The sequence below is a fragment of the Pseudomonas sp. SWRI99 genome (assembly GCF_014270125.1).
In the GTDB taxonomy this organism is placed as follows: domain Bacteria; phylum Pseudomonadota; class Gammaproteobacteria; order Pseudomonadales; family Pseudomonadaceae; genus Aquipseudomonas; species Aquipseudomonas hamedanensis.
In genome coordinates, this window is record NZ_JABWQR010000011.1 from 84,066 (window position 1) to 104,105 (window position 20,040).

At 59.7% G+C, this 20,040-nt stretch carries 26 protein-coding genes; 14 read left to right on the forward strand and 12 right to left on the reverse strand.

What is annotated here, in order from left to right; genetic code table 11:
• The first annotated feature begins 172 nt into the window (after positions 1-172).
• Entirely contained in the window at positions 173-412 is a 240-nt protein-coding gene (locus HU743_RS11160; RefSeq protein WP_186547752.1) for a hypothetical protein, read from the forward strand.
• 62 nt (positions 413-474) lie between these two features.
• Here the strand turns inward: HU743_RS11160 and HU743_RS11165 are convergent, their stop codons facing one another.
• Complete coding sequence (locus HU743_RS11165) at positions 475-672, reverse strand: DUF2188 domain-containing protein (RefSeq protein WP_186547754.1); 198 nt, start codon at positions 670-672, stop codon at positions 475-477.
• Positions 673-894: 222 nt separating this feature from the next.
• Here HU743_RS11165 and HU743_RS11170 point away from each other — a divergent pair, with 222 nt between their 5' ends.
• The gene (locus tag HU743_RS11170) at positions 895-1,257 is read left to right on the forward strand and encodes an NUDIX hydrolase (protein ID WP_186621348.1); all 363 of its coding nucleotides are present in this window, start codon (positions 895-897) and stop codon (positions 1,255-1,257) included.
• A gap of 4 nt (positions 1,258-1,261) precedes the next feature.
• Here the strand turns inward: HU743_RS11170 and HU743_RS11175 are convergent, their stop codons facing one another.
• From HU743_RS11175 to HU743_RS11185, 3 genes are all read right to left on the reverse strand, one after another.
• Complete coding sequence (locus HU743_RS11175; RefSeq protein WP_186648663.1) at positions 1,262-1,504, reverse strand: DUF1652 domain-containing protein; 243 nt, start codon at positions 1,502-1,504, stop codon at positions 1,262-1,264.
• Between the two features lie 103 nt (positions 1,505-1,607).
• Positions 1,608-2,507: a polysaccharide deacetylase family protein gene (locus HU743_RS11180; RefSeq protein ID WP_186621352.1), complete on the reverse strand. Its 900-nt coding sequence runs from the start codon at positions 2,505-2,507 to the stop codon at positions 1,608-1,610.
• A gap of 130 nt (positions 2,508-2,637) precedes the next feature.
• Positions 2,638-3,585, reverse strand: coding sequence for an ABC transporter substrate-binding protein (locus HU743_RS11185; RefSeq protein WP_186648664.1), 948 nt, complete (start codon positions 3,583-3,585; stop codon positions 2,638-2,640).
• A 382-nt stretch (positions 3,586-3,967) separates the two neighbouring features.
• Here HU743_RS11185 and HU743_RS11190 point away from each other — a divergent pair, with 382 nt between their 5' ends.
• On the forward strand, positions 3,968-4,240 hold the full coding sequence (locus tag HU743_RS11190) for a hypothetical protein (RefSeq protein ID WP_186621356.1): 273 nt from the start codon (positions 3,968-3,970) through the stop codon (positions 4,238-4,240).
• Positions 4,241-4,284: 44 nt separating this feature from the next.
• On the opposite strand, the gene HU743_RS11195 is transcribed toward HU743_RS11190, so the two are convergent.
• Positions 4,285-4,431, reverse strand: a complete 147-nt coding sequence (locus tag HU743_RS11195; protein WP_186547766.1) for a hypothetical protein — start codon at positions 4,429-4,431, stop codon at positions 4,285-4,287.
• 109 nt (positions 4,432-4,540) lie between these two features.
• On the opposite strand from HU743_RS11195, the gene HU743_RS11200 reads away from it, so the two are divergent.
• Positions 4,541-4,927 carry a DUF2784 domain-containing protein gene (locus tag HU743_RS11200; RefSeq protein ID WP_186547768.1) on the forward strand — a complete coding sequence of 129 codons (387 nt, stop codon included), beginning with the start codon at positions 4,541-4,543 and terminating at the stop codon, positions 4,925-4,927.
• On the opposite strand, the gene HU743_RS11205 is transcribed toward HU743_RS11200, so the two are convergent.
• Positions 4,924-5,451: a DUF3087 family protein gene (locus HU743_RS11205; RefSeq protein WP_186621361.1), complete on the reverse strand. Its 528-nt coding sequence runs from the start codon at positions 5,449-5,451 to the stop codon at positions 4,924-4,926. The genes HU743_RS11200 and HU743_RS11205 overlap by 4 nt on opposite strands.
• A gap of 223 nt (positions 5,452-5,674) precedes the next feature.
• On the opposite strand from HU743_RS11205, the gene ppnN reads away from it, so the two are divergent.
• Complete coding sequence (gene ppnN, locus HU743_RS11210) at positions 5,675-7,048, forward strand: nucleotide 5'-monophosphate nucleosidase PpnN (RefSeq protein ID WP_186648665.1); 1,374 nt, start codon at positions 5,675-5,677, stop codon at positions 7,046-7,048.
• A 198-nt stretch (positions 7,049-7,246) separates the two neighbouring features.
• On the opposite strand, the gene HU743_RS11215 is transcribed toward ppnN, so the two are convergent.
• Positions 7,247-8,647 carry an FAD/NAD(P)-binding protein gene (locus HU743_RS11215; RefSeq protein WP_186648666.1) on the reverse strand — a complete coding sequence of 467 codons (1,401 nt, stop codon included), beginning with the start codon at positions 8,645-8,647 and terminating at the stop codon, positions 7,247-7,249.
• Complete coding sequence (locus HU743_RS11220; RefSeq protein WP_186547775.1) at positions 8,648-9,211, reverse strand: XRE family transcriptional regulator; 564 nt, start codon at positions 9,209-9,211, stop codon at positions 8,648-8,650. It lies immediately after the preceding gene.
• Between the two features lie 85 nt (positions 9,212-9,296).
• Between HU743_RS11220 and HU743_RS11225 the strand changes: the two genes are divergently transcribed.
• From HU743_RS11225 to HU743_RS11255, 7 genes are all read left to right on the forward strand, one after another.
• Positions 9,297-10,232, forward strand: coding sequence for a DMT family transporter (locus HU743_RS11225; protein WP_186648667.1), 936 nt, complete (start codon positions 9,297-9,299; stop codon positions 10,230-10,232).
• A 236-nt stretch (positions 10,233-10,468) separates the two neighbouring features.
• Positions 10,469-13,387 carry a monovalent cation/H+ antiporter subunit A gene (locus HU743_RS11230; protein ID WP_186648668.1) on the forward strand — a complete coding sequence of 973 codons (2,919 nt, stop codon included), beginning with the start codon at positions 10,469-10,471 and terminating at the stop codon, positions 13,385-13,387.
• Positions 13,387-13,731, forward strand: coding sequence for a Na+/H+ antiporter subunit C (locus HU743_RS11235; RefSeq protein ID WP_150647313.1), 345 nt, complete (start codon positions 13,387-13,389; stop codon positions 13,729-13,731). Before HU743_RS11230 ends, HU743_RS11235 begins: the two co-directional genes overlap by 1 nt.
• The gene (locus tag HU743_RS11240; RefSeq protein ID WP_186648669.1) at positions 13,728-15,407 is read left to right on the forward strand and encodes a monovalent cation/H+ antiporter subunit D; all 1,680 of its coding nucleotides are present in this window, start codon (positions 13,728-13,730) and stop codon (positions 15,405-15,407) included. Before HU743_RS11235 ends, HU743_RS11240 begins: the two co-directional genes overlap by 4 nt.
• A complete protein-coding gene (locus tag HU743_RS11245) occupies positions 15,404-15,892 on the forward strand; it encodes a Na+/H+ antiporter subunit E (protein ID WP_186648670.1) in 489 nt (162 codons plus the stop codon). The genes HU743_RS11240 and HU743_RS11245 overlap by 4 nt, the downstream gene beginning before the upstream one ends.
• On the forward strand, positions 15,889-16,167 hold the full coding sequence (locus HU743_RS11250; RefSeq protein WP_003225959.1) for a K+/H+ antiporter subunit F: 279 nt from the start codon (positions 15,889-15,891) through the stop codon (positions 16,165-16,167). Before HU743_RS11245 ends, HU743_RS11250 begins: the two co-directional genes overlap by 4 nt.
• Complete coding sequence (locus HU743_RS11255; protein WP_186621373.1) at positions 16,164-16,526, forward strand: Na+/H+ antiporter subunit G; 363 nt, start codon at positions 16,164-16,166, stop codon at positions 16,524-16,526. Before HU743_RS11250 ends, HU743_RS11255 begins: the two co-directional genes overlap by 4 nt.
• 159 nt (positions 16,527-16,685) lie before the next feature.
• Here the strand turns inward: HU743_RS11255 and HU743_RS11260 are convergent, their stop codons facing one another.
• From HU743_RS11260 to HU743_RS11275, 4 genes are all read right to left on the reverse strand, one after another.
• The gene (locus HU743_RS11260; protein WP_186648671.1) at positions 16,686-17,126 is read right to left on the reverse strand and encodes a DUF3995 domain-containing protein; all 441 of its coding nucleotides are present in this window, start codon (positions 17,124-17,126) and stop codon (positions 16,686-16,688) included.
• Positions 17,127-17,270: 144 nt separating this feature from the next.
• Entirely contained in the window at positions 17,271-18,287 is a 1,017-nt protein-coding gene (locus tag HU743_RS11265) for an ABC transporter substrate-binding protein (protein ID WP_186648673.1), read from the reverse strand.
• Between the two features lie 124 nt (positions 18,288-18,411).
• Positions 18,412-18,609 (reverse strand): hypothetical protein, encoded by a 198-nt coding sequence (locus tag HU743_RS11270; protein ID WP_186547793.1) that lies wholly within the window; start codon positions 18,607-18,609, stop codon positions 18,412-18,414.
• On the reverse strand, positions 18,606-19,055 hold the full coding sequence (locus HU743_RS11275) for a hypothetical protein (protein WP_186630643.1): 450 nt from the start codon (positions 19,053-19,055) through the stop codon (positions 18,606-18,608). Before HU743_RS11275 ends, HU743_RS11270 begins: the two co-directional genes overlap by 4 nt.
• A gap of 422 nt (positions 19,056-19,477) precedes the next feature.
• Here HU743_RS11275 and HU743_RS11280 point away from each other — a divergent pair, with 422 nt between their 5' ends.
• Positions 19,478-19,753, forward strand: a complete 276-nt coding sequence (locus HU743_RS11280) for a hypothetical protein (protein WP_186648674.1) — start codon at positions 19,478-19,480, stop codon at positions 19,751-19,753.
• 44 nt (positions 19,754-19,797) lie between these two features.
• Complete coding sequence (locus HU743_RS11285) at positions 19,798-20,037, forward strand: DUF2789 family protein (RefSeq protein ID WP_186648675.1); 240 nt, start codon at positions 19,798-19,800, stop codon at positions 20,035-20,037.
• Positions 20,038-20,040 lie beyond the last annotated feature (3 nt).

The following is a 20,040-nucleotide window of genomic DNA, read 5'->3' on the forward strand; positions in this document are numbered from 1 at the left end:
TTCGTAAAAACCGCGAATGTACCGTTAAACCGTCTGCACATCCATCGTGGCACCCCGCTGTTACGGGTGATTGGAGGTTTTTTTACATCCGTTCAGCCGGGCGTCAGACGATCGCGCACGACCGCCGTAAATGCGGCTACTCTTTTCTACCGACAATGTTTCGGAGGTGATCATGCGGCTTAATGAATACGAACACGAACTTCAACGCGACCTGCAAAGTGTTGCATCGGACTTGCGCTGGTCGGCCGTCGACCTCAAGCGAATCGCCGAGCAGTTGCGCAAATCAGGCAACGAAGCGGACGCCCAGGCCGTGCTCAGGTCTTGCGAGATCCTGCAAACCGACGAGGAAAGACTGCAGGTCTATGCCAAGGAGGTAAAAGCCCGGGCCATCAGCCGAACCAAAGTCCACTGACATCTATCGATTTTTGCCAAACAAAAGCCCCGGAAAAACCGGGGCTTCTTTTTGACAGCCGGTCAACCGGCGCTGTGATCCTGCACACGCTTGGCGCGTTTTTTATAGCCGGGGAGCGCCGCCGCATACGCCATCGCCTCTTCCCGGCTCGAGAACGAAGCCAATCGATCGCCCTGGGTGCAGACCCGCCAGGGGCCGTTGTTCACACTGAGCACGTCGTAACCGTTCATGTGCAGCTTGTTCAGCATTGGAATGCTCATGAGCACCTCCCTTTTGCCAACGGTAGTTTCAATCTTGCGCAATTACCTTACACCCGGTTCCGGCGCGGGTGTGGACCAGCTGTCGCGGCACCTGTCCGTCAATTCACTGGCACTTTTCGCTCAGGCCACAGTTCCCAACTCTAAGGGAACCTTTAAATCACCGCCCGGCTCGAATATTGCAGTTTAATTACAGTTTTGTGACAGGCATTCAATGAGTAACAGATGAAAGTACGCGCAACCGTCATTTGCGAACAGGATCGACATATTCTCCTAGTGCGCAAACCTCGCCATCACTGGTCGCTGCCCGGCGGCAAGGTCGAGCCTGGAGAAACCCGGGCAGATGCCGCCGTACGCGAACTGCAAGAAGAAACCGGGCTGGATGCCGAAGAGCTGCTGTACTTGATGGAGCTTGAGGCCGGCAGCACGCGGCATCACGTCTACGAAGCGTCAGTGGTGAATATCGATGAGGTGCGCCCACAGAACGAAATCAGCGATTGCATCTGGTTTCCGCTGGATGCCGTACAGAACCTCAACACCAACGAAGCGACGCGGCGCATCGTTCAGGCTTTCCAGCGACGTTTATAAAGCACTAGCCGGCGAACGCCCTGCGACCCGCGCTGATCTCGGTGCGCAGCTCTGCGATGAAATTGGAGATATCACGTATCGTGACGAGGTGCTCGGGGGAGACGCCATCGAGCAGCAGTTCGACGCGCCCTGTCTTCGGGTCATAAATCTTGATGGACAACAGCCCTTGCCCGGTTGGCATGCAATCGCACTCATAAGCGGGAAACCCCGATTCGACGATGCGGCAAATGTCGGCAATGGCAAGCATGGACGGCCGCCTCGCAGGCGATGAGCTATCCAGCAAGCATAGGCGAGCCTACTGCACTTGCCTGCCCCGAAAACGCCAACTGGCTCACAAACTGCGCAAGCACTCAGTGGGCATCCTGGTCCCAGATCCAGTTCCACAGGCCCGGCAAATTGACCGGTTCGCTGCTTTGCTGAACCGTGCGCGCCAGCGCCGCCCTTTCCAGCGTAGCCCTTTCGTCATAGAACGGCTTTGCGTCCAGCCTCACCCCGGTGGCCGCCGCACTGTCCAGCAGAATCTGCAAATACTCACGGGTGTGCCGTGCGGTATAGCGATTGAGGTCATGAAACGTCACCACGACCGGAATCACCCCCTCCACCGTCGGGAACTGGCCAAGCGCAATACGCTCACGCACCTCGGAGAGCTGGCGCAACATGTTCGCTCGGCGCCGCGGACTGGCGTTGAAGCCCCAGATCTTGCCGTCATTGGCACTCAAGTCGGTCAGCAAAACGCGCAAGCCATGCTGTTGATAGGCCGCGAAGGTGCGTTTGTCGTAGTTCCAGAATGGCGGGCGCAGCAGCGTCGGCGGCGCGCCCGTAACGGCGGCGATGTCTGCTGTGCCATCAGTCAGCGATTGTTCGAGTTCCTGCGGATCAAGCAACCGATGGTTGGTGTGCCAGTGGGTCGCCGTGTGGAAAGCCAGAATATGCCCCTCGTCGTGTTCGCGACGCATGAGGCTGCGGCCAATTTCGCTGTTGCCGGCCCTGGGCGCACGGGTCTGCACGAAAAACACCGCTTTGATGCCCGGTTGCACCGGATTGGTCTTGAGGCTGTCAAGCACGGTCGCCGTGGGATTCCACCACCCCGACGCACTCGGGCCATCGTCAAATGTCAGCAGAAAACGCACAGGCGCCTGGGTTTGCAGGCGGCTTTCGGTTTGCGCGGTCATTTCGATGGGCGCCGCGATGCAACCTGCCAGACCGAGGGCGATGAGCGCTGCACAAAGAACTTTGTATCCGGGGATCATGTTTTGCCTTGGGTCCGGCGCTAGCCGTCATGTTGTCGATTGGCAAAACTCCCTCGCCTTCGTCCATCCCTGCGCGGCGATGCGCGCGCAGGTTGGATAAGGTACACAGGGTTTGGTTCCGGCGCTCGTTTCAGTGCGTCAAGGCTTGTTGAAATGACGTGTCGATGATGCCTGCCGTGGCCAAGGGCGCTGGCAGCGCTTTGACTTTAAACAGGAAGTCCGCGGTGCTTTGCAGATCCGCTGCCGCCTGCTGGTCTACCGGCCCAACGGTCATGTGCGCCTGGCGCAGCCAATGGCGCGAGACTTGCTGATCGAGATTGGCCTTCTTCGCCCAGAGATCGGCGTATTCATCGGTGTGGCTGTCAACCCAGGCCCGTGCCTGTTTCAAGCGCCCGAGAAAATCGGCAATTGCCTCACGCTTGCTGTCGATGGCTGGCGTGGAAGCGGCGATGGCGCTGAGCCCCGGCATCAGGTTTTTGGCGGTCAGAATCGGCCGGGCGCCAGAGAAAACGATCTGTTGCGAAATATACGGTTCCCAGACCGGAAACGCGTCAATGCTGCCTTGCGGCAACGCCGCGGCCGCATCGATTGGCATCAGCTTGACGAACTCAACGTAGTCCTCCGCCAGCCCGCCCTGCTCCAACGCACCCAACGTCAACTGCTGACTCCAGGCGCCGGGCCAATACGCAACTTTCTTGCCTTTAAGATCGGCAATGGTTTGCACCGGAGAATCCTTTGGTACCAACAAGGCGATGGTGTCCGGATTCTGCCGCGACACACCGATCAATTTGACCGGCGCCTGTTTCGCCGCGAGGAACAGGAAGCCTGAGTCGCCGAGAAAGCCCAGGTCCAAGGCACCGGTCTGCAAGGCCTCGGCCAGCGGCGCTGCGGCCTGGAAATGCTTCCAGTCGACCGTATAATGCGCGCCCTTCAACACGCCGGACGCTTCTATCGAGGCGCGGATGTTGTAGTAATTCTGATCTCCAACGTGCAGGACCAAAGGCTCGGCAGCGTACGCAAATGGAGAGGTCAGCACGGCAGCGGTCAGCACGCTGCACAGAATACGAGAGAGCTTCATGGGGAGTCCTGAGAAGAGATTTCCATAGACCATAACGCTCTTGATTTTTATTTTTAAATTCTATTTGTGCATAACCTAAGCACCGTGCTGTCGACGAAGGCCTGACGACGCCCGCCTAAATAACCGAAGCACCAGCGCGTTATCCAGACATGCGTTCTACTGAATCCGTCGCGTTACAGTCGCTGTATCAATGGCGAAACAACTTCCCACAAAACAGTCGTTTGAGCGAACCAACCGCTTGTCTGACATTTGGATCGTCATACATACATTTTCCTGCGCTACGGATAGCATGCGCGCCGCCTTTCCGATTGGTATACCAGTTGACCAAAGCGTCAACAAATCAGGAATCCCCCAACAACTTTCAAGCCTTGCAGAGAAATACGTGAGCGACGATTTTGCAATCAAACAGGTCAACGGCCTGGAGTGGATCCATCTGTCCAAGACAGAGCGCCTGGAACTCGACTGTTTTATCGGCCATTACATCAAGACCCGAAACCTGCACAGTGTTGCCGACATCGAACGCACCCTGCGCAGCACCCTCGAAAGCTATCCTGGCCATCCGCCGGTGATGGTCAACGAACTCAATGCGTGGATCGACAAGACGCTGGGATATCGGGCAACACACCCGGACTTCACACAGCACGAAGACCTCTGAAATGCGAAAAGCCCCGCTCAGGCGGGGCTTTTCGTATCCATGGTTCAGGGTTTCAGCGGACGTTCCTGATCGCGGTCCGACAGTTCTCTGCTGTCGTCGCGCTTCCAGGTTTTCTCGTCCCGTTTCTTTTGCTGCTCGATCTCTTCTTCCGTAGGTTCATCATCGTCCGGTTGCGTTTGGTCGGTCCTCATATGCACCTCGCTTTCACGTTGCTCGCTTGGACAAACTTGCGCACTGGCGCCGAATTCCCCCCAGACCGGCGTACCATGGCGCTATCTAATCATACGTCAGGGAAACGACATGCTGTACCGAATCGCAGCCGACGGGCTGGTGCTGTTCCATCTGGGTTTTATTGTCTTCGTACTGCTCGGCGGGCTGCTGGTGCTGAAGTGGCCACGGTTGCTGTGGCTGCATGTGCCGGCCGCTGCCTGGGGGGTCGCGGTCGAAGTGTTGCACCTGACCTGCCCGCTGACCTATTGGGAAAACCTGATGCGTCACGCTGCCGGGCAAACCGAATACGCCGGCGGTTTCATCGAGCATTACATTTGGCCGATCATTTATCCGGCGGGGCTGACCCCGCAGATTCAACTGGCACTGGGCAGCGTAGTGCTGGCAGTGAACCTGCTGGTGTATGGGCGCCTGTTTCGCTTATGGAAACTGCGCCGCGCCCGACGTATCCCGTTTTAACGCGAGGCCGGTTTCAGCGCTTCGAGCCATTGCGGATCGAGGCGCGACTGATCAAGCTCCAGACCCAGCGCCTGCATCCGCTCCTTATGGGCTTCGACTTCGCGAAACAGTTGCCCGTGGTCACTGGAGTTGCCGTCCAGCTCATGCATCTGCATCAACCCCAAGTGGTAGAAACGCAGCACCTTCATCGCCGTCGGATCGTTATTCTCCACCGCCGCCGTGACGTGGTGCATCACATTGGTGATGCTCATGAGATTGCGTTTGAGCCGCCAGCCATACACCGCTGGCGCCATCCAGCTCTGGTGCCAGAAACGACCGCGCAGCAACGCCGCAGTCAGCAGAAACGCCAGGAACACCCCGCCGACATTGAAGCGCAGATTATCCCCGCCCGGTTCACCGAACAGCGCCACCGCCGCACTGGAAAACAACATCGCCAGCACCAGGAACAACACCGCAATGATCACCGTGCTGCGGCGGGTCTGCTGGCGAAAGCTTGTGGCGTCCATCGGCTGAATCTCGAACATCTGCTGTGACTTCCTTGAACGACAAAAGGGGCAACGGAAAAAACTCGCCGGCGCATTATCGCATCGAAGAGGGATTTAGCTATGCTGGGGCTCCTTTTCATCTTTGCAGCGTCCAACGGGAACATGGCGGTACAGCGCAGATCGTGCCATCTTCATTCATGGATACACACTATTCAGATGCCATCCGCCCGGTTCTGGATGACATCGTTTTAAGGATCATTGCATGACCCAACGACACGTAATCAATGCTTCGGTCAGCCCGAAAGGCAGCCTGGAAACGCTTTCTCAACGTGAAGTCCAGCAACTGAGCGAAGCCGGTTCCGGCAGCATCTACAATCTGTTCCGCCAGTGCGCCCTGGCCATCCTCAACACCGGCGCGCATGTCGACAACGCCAAGACCATCCTTGAAGCCTACAAGGACTTTGAAATCCGCATTCACCAGCAAGATCGCGGCGTACGCCTGGAGTTGCTGAACGCTCCGGCCGATGCTTTCGTTGACGGCGAAATGATCGCCAGCACCCGAGAGATGCTCTTCAGCGCCTTGCGCGACATCGTCTACACCGAAAACGAACTCGACAGCCAACGTATCGACCTGAGCAGTTCCCAAGGCATCAGCGACTACGTCTTCCACTTGCTGCGCAACGCCCGCACCCTGCGCCCGGGCGTCGAGCCGAAGATCGTGGTGTGCTGGGGCGGCCACTCGATCAATACCGAAGAATACAAATACACCAAGAAAGTCGGTCACGAACTGGGCCTGCGCAGCCTCGACATCTGCACCGGCTGCGGCCCCGGCGTGATGAAAGGCCCGATGAAGGGGGCAACCATCGCCCACGCCAAGCAGCGTATTCACGGCGGCCGCTACCTTGGCTTGACCGAGCCGGGCATCATCGCCGCCGAAGCGCCGAACCCGATCGTCAACGAGCTGGTGATTCTGCCTGACATCGAAAAACGCCTGGAAGCCTTCGTGCGCGTAGGCCACGGCATCATCATCTTCCCGGGCGGCGCCGGCACGGCGGAGGAGTTCCTGTACTTGTTGGGCATCCTCATGCACCCGGACAACGAGGGCCTGCCATTCCCGGTGGTACTGACGGGGCCGAAACATGCCGCGCCGTATCTGGAGCAGCTCGACGCGTTCGTCACCGCAACCCTCGGCGAAGCAGCGAAGCAGCATTACGAGATCATCATCGACGATCCGGCCGAAGTGGCGCGGCAGATGACTCAGGGCCTGAAAGCGGTGAAGCAGTTCCGCCGCGAGCGCAACGACGCGTTTCACTTCAACTGGCTGTTGAAGATCGACGAAGGCTTCCAGCGCCCGTTCGACCCTACCCACGAAAACATGGCCAACCTCAAACTGCACCGCGACCAGCCACCGCACGAACTGGCGGCCAACCTGCGCCGGGCGTTCTCCGGGATCGTCGCCGGCAACGTCAAGGACAAAGGCATCCGCCTGATCGAAGAGCACGGGCCGTACCAGATCCGTGGCGATGCGGCCATCATGCAACCGCTTGATGCACTGCTCAAAGCCTTCGTCGCCCAACACCGGATGAAACTGCCGGGTGGCGCGGCGTATGTGCCGTGTTACCAGGTCGTCGCGTAACTTTCAGCCACCACGCAACAAATGCAGGCCTTCGTCTGCTCGCGATAGCGGTCTATCAGTCACTTTTTATATCGACTGAACAACCGCTATCGCGAGCAGGCTCACGCCTACAGGATCCAGGGTGTGACGCATATTTTGTTCGCAACCCAAGCCCCTGTGGGAGCGAGCCTGCTCGCGAAGAGGCCTGAAAGACCACCATCAACCTCGGCTCGCCAACCGCCCCGCCAATGCCTTGGCCTGCAACGCCACGTCCGTCACCGCCGTACTCTCCCACCACATCCCTCGCAACGGTGGCCCCATGGCGAACAAACGATTGCTGGCCTGCCCTTCGGCATTCAGTACCGCACCCTCCGCCGCTGCCGCAATCCCCAACGCCAACGGCCCCGGCTGCACCAGACCGCGCGCCAGCAACTGCTGTGGCAAAGGTCTGGCGACGCGTCGCCAGTCGTATTCGATACCGCTGGAATTGATCAATGCTGCGCCCTTAACCACCCGGCTTTCGGATTCGCCGCGGGGACGTACGCGAATGTTCACACCGTCATTGCAGCTGGCTTCAAGCCCCATGAACGATGCCGCATGGATGCGCAAGCGCCCTTCGCCGTGCAGGCGCTCGACCAGCGCCGCACTCAACGGCGGCGAACGATGGTGATGGCTCTCCCACCACGGCCGCACATGCCGTACGAATTGTCGACGCTGCACGTCAGTCGCCTGGCTCCATAACCGCGCGATATGCACGCGGACCGTGTCCAGCGGCGCCTGCCAGTCGATCCCCTGGGCTATGGCGTCGCGACAGTGCCGACGCAATTCGTGCAATAACTGGCGTGGCGTGCGGATGTTGTGATTCTCTGCCAGAAAATCCACCCAGGCCGGCGGTTGACGGCGCACATGCGGCAGCAAACCGTGGCGCGAGAACACCTCGATCGGACCGCGATGCCCGGCCTGCTCCAGCGACACCACGGCATCGACCATGGTCAGGCCGGAACCGATGATCAGCACGGTGGATTGTGGATCAAGCTCGCGCATCGCAGCGACATCCCAAGGATCGAGCGCGGCGGCGTTGAGGCCACTGGATTGCGCCTGCGGCGTGCGGGCGGCGGGAAACATGCCGGTGGCAAGCACTGCGCGTTTGCCGCGTAACCGTTGGCCGTCGCGCAATGTCAGCAGCACTGAATCGGCGTCGTCTTGCAAATCGATGGCTTCGGCGCAGACATGCTCGAGCGTCGAACCGTGCTGCGCGCCGACAACCCGAGCCTCAGCGAGACGCTGCTGCACATACACACCGAACAAACCACGGGGCGGAAACAGCTCACTGACCGGGACCTTCTGCTCCCGGGATTGCGGCCAGCCGCCTGCGGCGATGTGTTTGGTCAGCCATTGCGTCAGATCATTGGGGTTATCCGGGTCGACACTCATTCGTGCCGCATTGCCGTTGAGCGTGTGGCCCAGTTCGACGGCACTGTAGGCCTCGCCACGGCCCAGTTCGGCACGCGGCTCGATGACCAGAATGCTGCGTTGTCCTGGTAACCGCAGCAACTGCACCGCCAGCATTGTGCCGCTGAGACCGCCACCGATGATCAGAATGTCCGCGCGCTGCTCCATTCAGATCACCACATTACGCACAAACCACGCCGCGACATCACCATCGTTGCGATAGGAGTGCGGCTGATCGCTGGCAAACATAAAGAACTCGCCTTTGCCGATGTGTTGCGGCTGATCCCCGAGCATGAGCGTCAGACGCCCTTCAAATACATAGATTTGCTCGCTCCAGCCTGCGGCATCCGGTTGCGAGGGATACACCTCGCCCGGTTGCAGGCACCATTCCCATTGTTCGACCTCGCGAGTGGCGGTGGCTTTGGACAGCAAGACCGCTTTGCTGCCCGGGATCGCTCCCGCCCAGGCGACTTCGTTGATGCGGCTGGGATCGCGGGAATCTGCGGCCTGAATCAGGTCGCTGAACGCCACATCCAGCGCCTCGGCAACGCGGTCGAGGGTGGTCAGGCTGACATTTTTCTCGCCGGCCTCAATCGCCACCAGCATACGCCGACTGACCCCGGACTTTTCCGCCAGCGCGGTCTGGCTCATGTCCGCCGCGTGACGCAGGCGCCGCACGTTCTGGCTGACATGCTGAAGCACGGAAGTTCTTTGGCTGGAATCTTTGGGCACTATATTGCTCACTTGGTGGGATTGGGCAGTATACTGCCCAACGTTGGATGCATTGTGCGTCCTGCCTTTTATAGTGCGCAAGGTCATGACGTCGGCAAACAACTCCCCCACTTCCCTCCGTTTCTCCAGATTCAGCAAAGCCGAGTGCGTGCTGGTGCTGATCACCATGGTCTGGGGCGGCACCTTTTTGCTGGTGCAACACGCCATGACCGTCAGTGGGCCAATGTTTTTTGTCGGCCTGCGCTTTGCCGCTGCGGCGGCGATTGTCGCGATGTTTTCCTGGCGTCACCTGCGTGAACTGACCTTGTTCGAGGTCAAGGCCGGGTCGTTCATCGGCGTCGCAATCATGCTCGGGTACGGACTGCAGACTGTCGGGCTACAGAGTATTCCGAGCAGTCAGTCGGCTTTTATTACCGCGCTGTACGTGCCGTTCGTGCCGCTGTTGCAGTGGCTGGTGCTGGGCCGCCGCCCCGGATTGATGCCGAGTATCGGCATCATGCTGGCGTTTACCGGACTGATGCTGTTGTCAGGCCCGTCGGGTGCCGCGTTGAATTTCAGCCCCGGTGAGATCGCTACGCTGATCAGCGCCGTCGCCATTGCGGCCGAAATCATCCTGATCAGCACGTTCGCCGGCCAGGTGGATGTGCGGCGAGTGACAGTGGTGCAACTGGCGGTGACAGCGGTGTTGTCGTTCCTGTTGGTAGTGCCGACCGGTGAGGCGATTCCGGATTTTTCCTGGCTGCTGCTTTCGAGCGCTCTGGGGCTGGGCGCGGCGAGTGCGGCGATCCAGGTGGCGATGAACTGGGCGCAGAAGAGCGTTTCGCCGACTCGGGCCACGTTGATCTATGCCGGTGAGCCGGTCTGGGCAGGGATCGTCGGGCGGATCGCCGGGGAGCGACTGCCGGCGATTGCGCTGGTCGGCGCGGGGTTGATTGTTGCGGCGGTGATTGTCAGCGAGTTGAAGGCCAAGGGGAAAGCTGCCGGGGCGGAGACTGAGCTGGAACGGGAGACGCTTGGTTAACGCCGTGCCTGACATATGGCTATCGCGAGCAGGCTCACTCCTACAGGTGGATGCGTTTCAAATTGTAGGAGTGAGCCTGCTCGCGATGAGGCCATTGCACGCAACATCGATCTACCTGAAACAAGGCCAAACATAAAATCCCGGACTACTTTGTAGGATTCTGAGACATCCTCGCGTTTGGTAATCGGGGAGCTGGCACGTATGATGCTTCACAAACTTCCGCAGATTAGAAGCCTATGTCCCTGATAGTTCTACTGCTTCTGCCATTCATTGGCAGCTGTCTGGCAGCGGTGCTGCCACACAACGCGCGTAATGCCGAATCCCTGCTGGCAGGTCTGGTCGCTCTGATCGGCACCGTTCAGGTCGCGTTGCTGTACCCGCAGATCGCCCACGGCGGCGTCATTCGCGAAGAATTCATGTGGTTGCCCAGCCTGGGCCTGAACTTCATCTTGCGCATGGACGGCTTCGCCTGGCTATTCTCGATGCTGGTGCTCGGCATCGGCACACTCGTGTCTTTATATGCCCGTTACTACATGTCGCCGGACGATCCGGTGCCGCGTTTCTTCGCGTTTTTTCTGGCCTTCATGGGCGCCATGCTCGGTCTGGTCATCTCTGGCAACCTGATCCAGATCGTGTTTTTCTGGGAGCTGACCAGCCTGTTCTCATTTCTGCTGATCGGCTACTGGCACCACCGCGCCGACGCCCGGCGTGGCGCCTACATGGCGTTGATGGTCACCGGTGCGGGGGGATTGTGCCTGCTGGCGGGGGTCATGATCCTCGGCCATGTCGTCGGCAGCTATGACCTGGACAAGGTCCTGGCCGCCGGCGAGTTGATTCGCGCACATGCCCTCTACCCTATCCTGCTACCCCTGATCCTGATTGGCGCGCTGAGCAAAAGCGCGCAATTTCCCTTCCACTTCTGGCTGCCCCACGCAATGGCGGCACCCACCCCCGTTTCGGCGTATCTGCATTCGGCGACCATGGTCAAGGCCGGGGTCTTTCTGCTGGCACGTCTGTGGCCATCGCTGTCCGGCAGTGAAGAATGGTTCTACATCGTCAGCGGGGCCGGCGCCTGTACGCTGTTGCTTGGCGCGTACTGTGCGATGTTCCAGAACGACCTCAAAGGACTGCTGGCGTACTCGACCATCAGTCACCTCGGCCTGATTACTTTGCTGCTGGGTCTGAACAGTCCGCTGGCCGCCGTCGCGGCGGTGTTTCACATTCTCAACCATGCCACGTTCAAGGCCTCGCTGTTCATGGCCGCCGGCATCATCGACCACGAAAGCGGCACGCGTGACATCCGTAAACTCAGCGGCCTGGTCAAACTGATTCCATTCACCGCGACCCTGGCCATGGTCGCCAGCGCCTCGATGGCCGGCGTACCGTTGCTCAATGGCTTCCTGTCGAAGGAAATGTTCTTCGCCGAAACGGTGTTTATCAACGCCACGGCCTGGGTCGAAACCAGCCTGCCGATCGTGGCGACCATCGCCGGCATGTTCAGCGTCGCCTATTCCTTGCGGTTCACCGTCGACGTGTTCTTCGGCCCAACCGCTACCGACCTGCCGCACACGCCGCACGAACCGCCGCGCTGGATGCGCGCACCGGTCGAACTGCTGGTGTTCACCTGCCTGTTGGTGGGGATTTTTCCGGCACAGATTGTCGGGCCGTTGCTCGCCGCTGCGGCGCTGCCTGTGGTCGGTGGTGAATTGCCGGAATACAGCCTCGCTATCTGGCACGGTCTGAACGCGCCGATGATCATGAGCCTGATCGCCATGTCTGGCGGCATCGTGCTTTATCTGTTGTTGCGCAACCAGTTCAAACTCGGCCGTTTCAAGTACCCGCCACTGGTGGGCCGCTTCAACGGCAAGCGCCTGTTCGAGCGCAGTCTGGTGATCATGATGCGCCTGGCCCGACGGGGCGAGCGGCGACTCGGCACCCGACGCCTGCAGATGCAGTTGTTCCTGATGGTCTCGGCAGCGGTGCTTGCCGGCCTGATCCCGATGTTGCACAGCAGCCTGAGCTGGGGCGACCGACCGAAGATACCCGGTTCCATCGTCTTCGTGACGCTCTGGCTACTGGCGATCGCCTGCGCCCTGGGCGCCGCTTGGCAGGCCAAGTATCACCGTCTCGCCGCCCTGACCATGGTCAGCGTCTGCGGGCTGATGACCTGCGTAACCTTCGTCTGGTTCTCCGCGCCGGATCTGGCCCTGACGCAACTGGCGGTCGAAGTGGTCACCACCGTGCTGATCCTGCTCGGCCTGCGCTGGCTGCCGCGGCGGATTGAAGAGGTCTCGCCACTGCCGAGCAGCTTGCGCAAGGCACGCATTCGTCGTCTGCGCGACTTGCTGCTGTCGATAGCCGTGGGCGCCGGCATGGCGCTGCTGTCCTACGCCATGCTCACCCGGCAGACGCCCAACGACATTTCCTCGTTCTACCTCAGCCGCGCCTTGCCCGAAGGCGGCGGCAGCAACGTGGTCAACGTGATGCTGGTGGACTTCCGTGGTTTCGACACCCTCGGCGAAATCACCGTGCTGGTTGCCGTGGCGCTGACCGTATTCGCCCTGCTGCGCCGCTTCCGCCCACCGAAAGAAAGCCTGCAGTTGCCGGCTCAGCAACGCCTGCTCGCACCCGATGTGGTCACCGACCTGGTCAACCCACGGTCGGCAAGCGATACGGCGTTGGGTTTCATGATGGTGCCGGCGGTGCTGGTGCGCCTGTTGCTGCCGATTGCGCTGGTGGTGTCGTGCTATCTGTTCATGCGCGGGCACAACCAGCCAGGTGGCGGTTTTGTCGCAGGGCTGGTGATGTCGGTAGCGTTCATCCTGCAATACATGGTCGCCGGTACGCAGTGGGTCGAGGCGCAAATGAGCCTGCGCCCGCTGCGCTGGATGGGCACCGGGCTGCTGTTTGCGACCGCCACCGGGCTGGGGGCGATGCTGGTCGGCTATCCGTTCCTGACCACCCATACCTGGCATTTCGCATTACCGCTGTTGGGTGATATTCACATCGCCAGTGCGCTGTTCTTCGACATCGGTGTGTACGGCGTGGTGGTTGGCTCAACACTGTTGATCCTTACCGCCCTCGCCCACCAGTCGGTGCGTGGCCATAAAACCGCATCGCTGCCCAAATCCGTCGCCAGCAAAGGAGCCGTCTGATGGAAGAAGTCATCGCAATCGCCATCGGCATTCTGGCTGCGTCCGGCGTCTGGCTGATCCTGCGGCCACGGACCTTCCAGGTGGTCATGGGCCTGTGCCTGCTGTCGTACGCGGTCAATCTGTTCATCTTCAGCATGGGCAGCCTGTTCATCGGAAAAGAACCGGTGATCAAGGAGGGTGTGACCCAGGACCTGCTGCATTACACCGATCCCCTGCCCCAGGCACTGGTTTTGACTGCGATCGTTATCAGCTTCGCCATGACTGCCCTGTTCCTCGTCGTGCTGCTCGCCTCACGCGGGCTGACCGGCACCGACCACGTCGACGGCCGGGAGCCTAAGGAATGATGGCGATGACTCACCTGATCGCTGCGCCGATTCTGCTGCCGTTGCTGACGGCGGCGATCATGCTGATGCTCGGCGAGCGACACCGGCCGCTGAAAGCGAAAATCAACCTGTTCTCCAGCCTCGTCGGCCTGTTCATTTCGGTGATGCTGCTGCAATGGACGCAAACCACTGGCGTGCCCGGGAGCATCGGCGTGTACCTGCCGGGCAACTGGCAAGCGCCCTTCGGCATCGTGCTGGTGGTCGACCGGTTGTCAGCACTGATGCTGGTGCTGACCGGGATTATCGGTGTCAGCGCCCTGCTGTTCGCCATGGCGCGCTGGGACGGCGCGGGTTCGAGCTTCCATGCCCTGTTCCAGATTCAGCTGATGGGTCTGTATGGCGCGTTTCTGACGGCGGATCTGTTCAACCTGTTCGTGTTCTTCGAGGTACTGCTCGCGGCATCCTACGGTCTGTTGCTGCATGGTTCGGGCCGGGCACGGGTGTCATCGGGGCTGCATTACATCTCGATCAACCTGCTGGCGTCGTCGCTGTTTTTGATCGGTGCGGCGCTCATCTATGGCGTCACTGGCACCCTGAACATGGCGGATCTGGCGCTGAAGATTCCTCTGGTGCCGGAAGCCGATCGGGGCTTGCTGCACGCGGGTGCAGGGATTCTGGCCGTCGCGTTCCTGGCCAAGGCCGGTATGTGGCCACTCAACTTCTGGCTGGTCCCGGCCTATTCGTCCGCCAGCGCCCCGGTCGCGGCGATGTTCGCAATCATGACCAAGGTCGGCGTCTACACCCTGCTGCGCCTGTGGACGCTGCTTTTCTCGGGACAGGCCGGCGCCTCGGCATTCTTCGGTGGCGACTGGTTGATCTACGGCGGCATGGCGACCATGGCTTGCGCAGCGTTGGCGATTCTCGCCGCACAACGGCTGGAGCGCATGGCCAGCCTGAGCATTCTGGTATCGGCAGGTATTCTATTGTCAGCCGTCGGTTTCGCCCAACCGAACCTGATCGGCGCCGCGCTGTTCTATCTGGTCAGCTCGACCCTGGCGTTGAGCGCGCTGTTCCTGCTGGCCGAATTGATCGAACGCTCGCGTTCGGCCAACGAAATCCCGCTGGAAGACGAAAGCGAGCTGCTACCGCGCCCGCAGGAGTCGCTGCAACCGCCCAAGGGCATCAACCTCGACGACGAGCAGAAAGCCGTGGTCGGCCAGGTGATCCCATGGACCATGGCGTTTCTCGGCCTCAGCTTCATTGCTTGCGCGCTGTTGATCATCGGCATGCCACCCTTGTCGGGTTTCATTGGCAAGCTCAGCCTGATCGGTGCCCTGCTCAACACGCAGGGACTGGGCAGCGACGCACCGATCTCCAGCGCGGCATGGGCGCTGTTGGCACTGTTGATCCTGTCGGGTCTGGCCTCCTTGATGGCCTTCTCGCGCCTGGGCATCCAGCGTTTCTGGACACCGGAGGAGCGCCCGTCGCCGCTGCTGCGCAAATTTGAATGCGCGCCGATCTTCTTGCTGCTGGGGCTGAGCATTGCGCTGACATTCAAGGCTGAGCCGCTGCTGCGCTATACCCAGGCCACCGCTGATGCCCTGAACAATCCACAGCAATACGTCATGGCAGTCCTCGGCACCCGCGCTGTACCCGGCCCGGATGCCGCAGCCGCCACGCTGGAGGTGCAACCATGAGGCGTCTGTTTCCCGCCCCCTGGCTGTCGCTGGCGCTTTGGGTTCTGTGGCTGACATTGAACCTGTCGGTCAGTCCGGGCAATTTGCTGCTCGGCGCCGCGCTGGGTTTCGCGGCGCCGTTGATGATGCGCAAATTGCGCCCGAAACGCGCACGCATCCGTCGGCCGGGGACGATTCTGCGTTTGTTCTGTCTGGTCGGTCGTGATGTGGTGATGTCCAACCTGATCGTTGCCTGGGGCGTACTCAATGCCGGGCGCCGACCGTTGCGCCCGGGCTTCGTCAAAGTCCCGCTGGACCTGCGCGATGCCCACGGTCTGGCGACGCTGGCGATGATCTGCACGGTGGTGCCCGGTACGGTCTGGTCAGAGCTGGCACTGGATCGCAGCATCCTGTTGCTGCACGTCTGGGATCTCGATGACGAGGCGCAATTCATCGAACACTTCAAGACCACCTACGAGCGGCCGCTGATGGAGATTTTCGAATGAGCCCATTACTGTCGAACGCAATCCTGCTGACACTGTTCCTGTTTTCGCTGGCGATGGTGCTCACCCTTATCCGCCTGTTCAAAGGCCCTTCCGCCCAGGATCGGGTATTGGCCCTGGATTACCTGTATATCGTCGCCATGTTGATGATGCTGACCCTGGGCATTCGCTACTCCAGCGACACCTATTTCGAAGCAGCGCTGCTGATCGCGCTGTTCGGCTTCGTCGGCTCGTTTGCCTTGGCGAAATTCCTGTTGCGTGGCGAGGTGATCGAATGAGTGCGCCATTGTCTTTGTGGGTCGAGATTCCCGTGGCGATTCTGCTGGTGCTCAGCGGCGTTTTCGCGCTGATCGGCGCCACCGGGCTGTTGCGGATGAAAGATTTCTTCCAGCGCATGCACCCACCCGCCCTGGCTTCGACGCTGGGTGCCTGGTGCGTGGCGCTGGCCTCCATTATCTGCTTTTCCGCGCTGAAGTCCGGGCCAGTGCTGCATGCCTGGCTGATTCCGATTCTGCTGGCAATCACCGTACCGGTAACCACACTGCTGCTGGCGCGAGCGGCGCTGTTTCGCAAGCGTATGGCGGGGGATGATGTGCCGGCGGAGGTCAGTAGCCGGCGTACCGAAAGTGGTAGCTAAGTCAGATTTTTGTGGTGTCGGTGCAGGCCTCTTCGCGGGCAAGCCCGCTCCCACAGTGATTGTGGGTTTACACAAATTCCGGGGGCAACCCAAGTCCCTGTGGGAGCGGGCTTGCCCGCGAAGAGGCCAGTTCAGCAACCACAAAAATCCGATCTGATCTCAAACCCAGGCAACCGCCAACAACCCCGCCCCCAGTGCCGCACACAGCGGCGAGTACACCCAGGTATCCAGCCGGGCAAACCGTGAATCCTTCACTTCCTTGAAGAAACCTACCAGATTGGAATCGCCAATCGCCCGGGCAAACATCAACAGCGCAATCGCGCTGATGACCCATTGCAGCGCTTTGTGGCTCACCGCCGGTATTCCCCAGCCAACCCGCATACATACCAATACCGCAATCACCAGCAATGCAGCCGCGACTATCAGCGTGAACCAGCCAGATGGATTGAAGGCCGGTCGCACGGTTTCCACAAAGCCCTTCACCGGCACTTGTGGCACCACCGCCGCTGCCGCCCATTGCCCACCCAGCGCCCAATACACGTGCATCAGACTGATCGCCGCGAAAATACTCACCAGCCATTGAGCCAACACAAAGGTCATGGTTGAAATCCTTGAAAGGGATTTGAACAAACCATCGTAGTCGGATTTTTTGCGCCTGCACGACCGGTCGGCGGTACGCTGCCTTGCACCTCCTATCGCCGGGCGGCTGCACGACCGACGCTAATCATGCAGCCGGAACCACTGTCAGTTCAGACCAGCCGCGACCTTGTCAGCCACATCCTTGGGCAACCATGCCTGCCACACCTGCGGATGTTCCTTCATGAACGCCAGCGCGGCATCCCGAGGCGCGGTGTGCTTCTCACTCATCTGCGCCAGCGCTTTGTTCAGCGGCTCGATGGGGAAATCGACCTTGCTGAAGAATTCGGCTATTTGCGGGTATTGCTTCTGAAAAGGTGTTGAAACACCGATCGACAGCTTCGACGCCAGCGACCGCGTCGGTTTCGGATCGGGATTGTCGGCATCCGTCAGGGTCTTCCACGCCTCGGCATCAAACGGCGGCTCTTGCAGTTGCACCAGTTTGAACTTGCCCAGCAACGGCGTCGGCGACCAGTAATAGAACAACACCGGTTTACCCCGACGAATCGATGAACTGATCTCGGCATCGAGCGCGGCACCCGAGCCGCTGCGAAAGTTGGTGAAATCGTTCTGCAAGCCATAAGCCGTCAGCTTCTGCTTGTTGACCACCTCCGAGGTCCAGCCGATCGGGCTGTTGAGAAAGCGCCCCTTGCCTGGATTCTCCGGGTCCCTGAACACGTCCTTGTATTGTTTCAGATCACTGACACTGCGCAGCTCCGGCGCCAGCGGCTTGATGCCCTTGGCCGGGTCGCCCTTGATTACGTACTCCGGCACCCACCAGCCCTCGGTGGCGCCCTTCACGATATCGCCCAGGCTGACAACCTTGCCCTCGGCCTCGGCCTTGATCCACACCGGGCTGCGTCCGGCCCACTCTTCGCCGATGACCTGAATGTCATTGTTGGCCAGCGCGGTTTCCAGGGTGATGGTGGTGCCCGGCAAAGTGTCGGTGGGCAACCCGTAGCCCTTTTCGACGATGATGCGCAGTACATCGGTGATCAGGCTGCCGCTTTCCCAATTCAGATCGGCAAAATGGATCGGTGCCTGAGCGGCCATCAGCGTTGGCGTTGAAGCCAGCAATGTCCATGCAGCCACACAGGCGGCCAATAACCGTCGAATTCCGTTCATGCATTGCACCTCGTGCTGTCCACAGCAATGACAGGATGGCCTGCCAGACCGCAAGCCTCTGAGTACTCAGTCAACTCACTGTAGCCGAGGTTCCTGCATTTTCAGGGACATGCACTGCGTGACGCTACGATTCAGAATTTTCCTGCAGGATTTGCAGCTCGCGTCTGACCATGCTCGCGTACTCCGCCGGGCGCAATGTATAGATCTGCGCAGCCACCCAGTTCAGCCACGCCCCTTGCAGCTCAGCCTTGGCCGCCAGCAAACGCCGGGCTTCCTGGCGTGCCGTGTCGAGATTGTGCGAATGAAACTGCGCCCTGTTCACTCGCTGGCCTTGAACGTAATCAGCTCGCCCTTGCGCCACTTGGCTGCTTTGGCGGTGACAGCCTTCAAGGTTTTGGTCAGGCCTTCCTGCAATTGCTCATTTGCGGCGAATACGGTCACCACACTGTGGCCTTCCTTGAACAGGATCGCTTGGCCTTCGGCGGTCGTGACGAACGCGTAATCACCCAGACCGTAGACCGTCAGTTTGATATCGCGGAAACGAATGTCCAGCTTGCCGCCTTCACGACTGGGCAGGACCGAGGCGCTGAAATGATCGCCGACTTTAAGTTTGAGACCCGGTTTGTCATCGACCACCAGGGCACTTTCGGTATCGATTTCGGCGACGTAAATGCCTTCCGCGTTTTGCTCGGTGATGTAAACAAAACGTGATTGAAACTGCTTGACCAGCTTTGCACGTAAATCACCCAGCACGAACAAAGCATGCATATCGAGGTTACTGACTGCCAAAGAAACATCCCCACATCTGAAAAAGCGCGTACGGAAAACGCGCACGGCAAAGAAACGGCCAGGCCGATGGAACTGCCAGATAACTCAAAAAATACCCGAAGTGAACAGAGCGCTCATTAATCGCGAGGTTCGTAGACTACTGGATTGTCAGTCACGAAACCTGCCCGGTAGTTCGACAAACCTTGAAGGAAAAAGCCTCAAGAGCGACCAGAGCAAAGCTGACTACGAACTTTAGGGAAATTTCTCACGAAAAAAAGCACTTTTCCGACATATCCCTCGCGAAAAATTGCTTTAGATAAGCCCGGTCGTCAACAGGTATTGGCGATTTTAGAGCAGCGTTCCTCATTACGACTACCCGAACCGACCGGTAAATGCCGGCCGACTGACGAAAAGGACTTCATATGTGCACACTGACTCACTTTGCCATGTTGCCCGACGAACGTGTCACTGCCTCGATGATCATGCAGGTGGCCGACATGGACAACCCGCCAACACCGACCTGGAGCCACCGAACGCCGCGCTTTCGGGTCGTACCCGCCGGCAACGCTTTTTTTCACATCAAGGAAACGTCTACCGGGCTTGTAAGAGGTTTCCGCGAAAACCACAACGAAGCCTGTGCCCTCGCGCGCTGGCTTGAATCAAAAATCGAACTCCATGGCGATGCTTGCCTCAGATAAAGAAGTATCGACAAGCCGTACCGGCGCCCACCGAGGAGTACATGATGGAACTGCCTACAGAACTGAATCTGACCACCGTTTTCGAACAACTGGGCCTGCCTTCGGATGAGGCGTCCATTAATGATTTTGTCGAAGCACATCCGCTGGACCCGGATACTAAACTCATCGATGCGGACTTTTGGGAACCGCAACAGGCGCAGTTACTAAAGGAATGGTTACTCGCCGACGGCGAGGAAGCGCCCTTTGTCGATGAACTGAACGTACGTCTGCACCGCGGCAAATAGTAC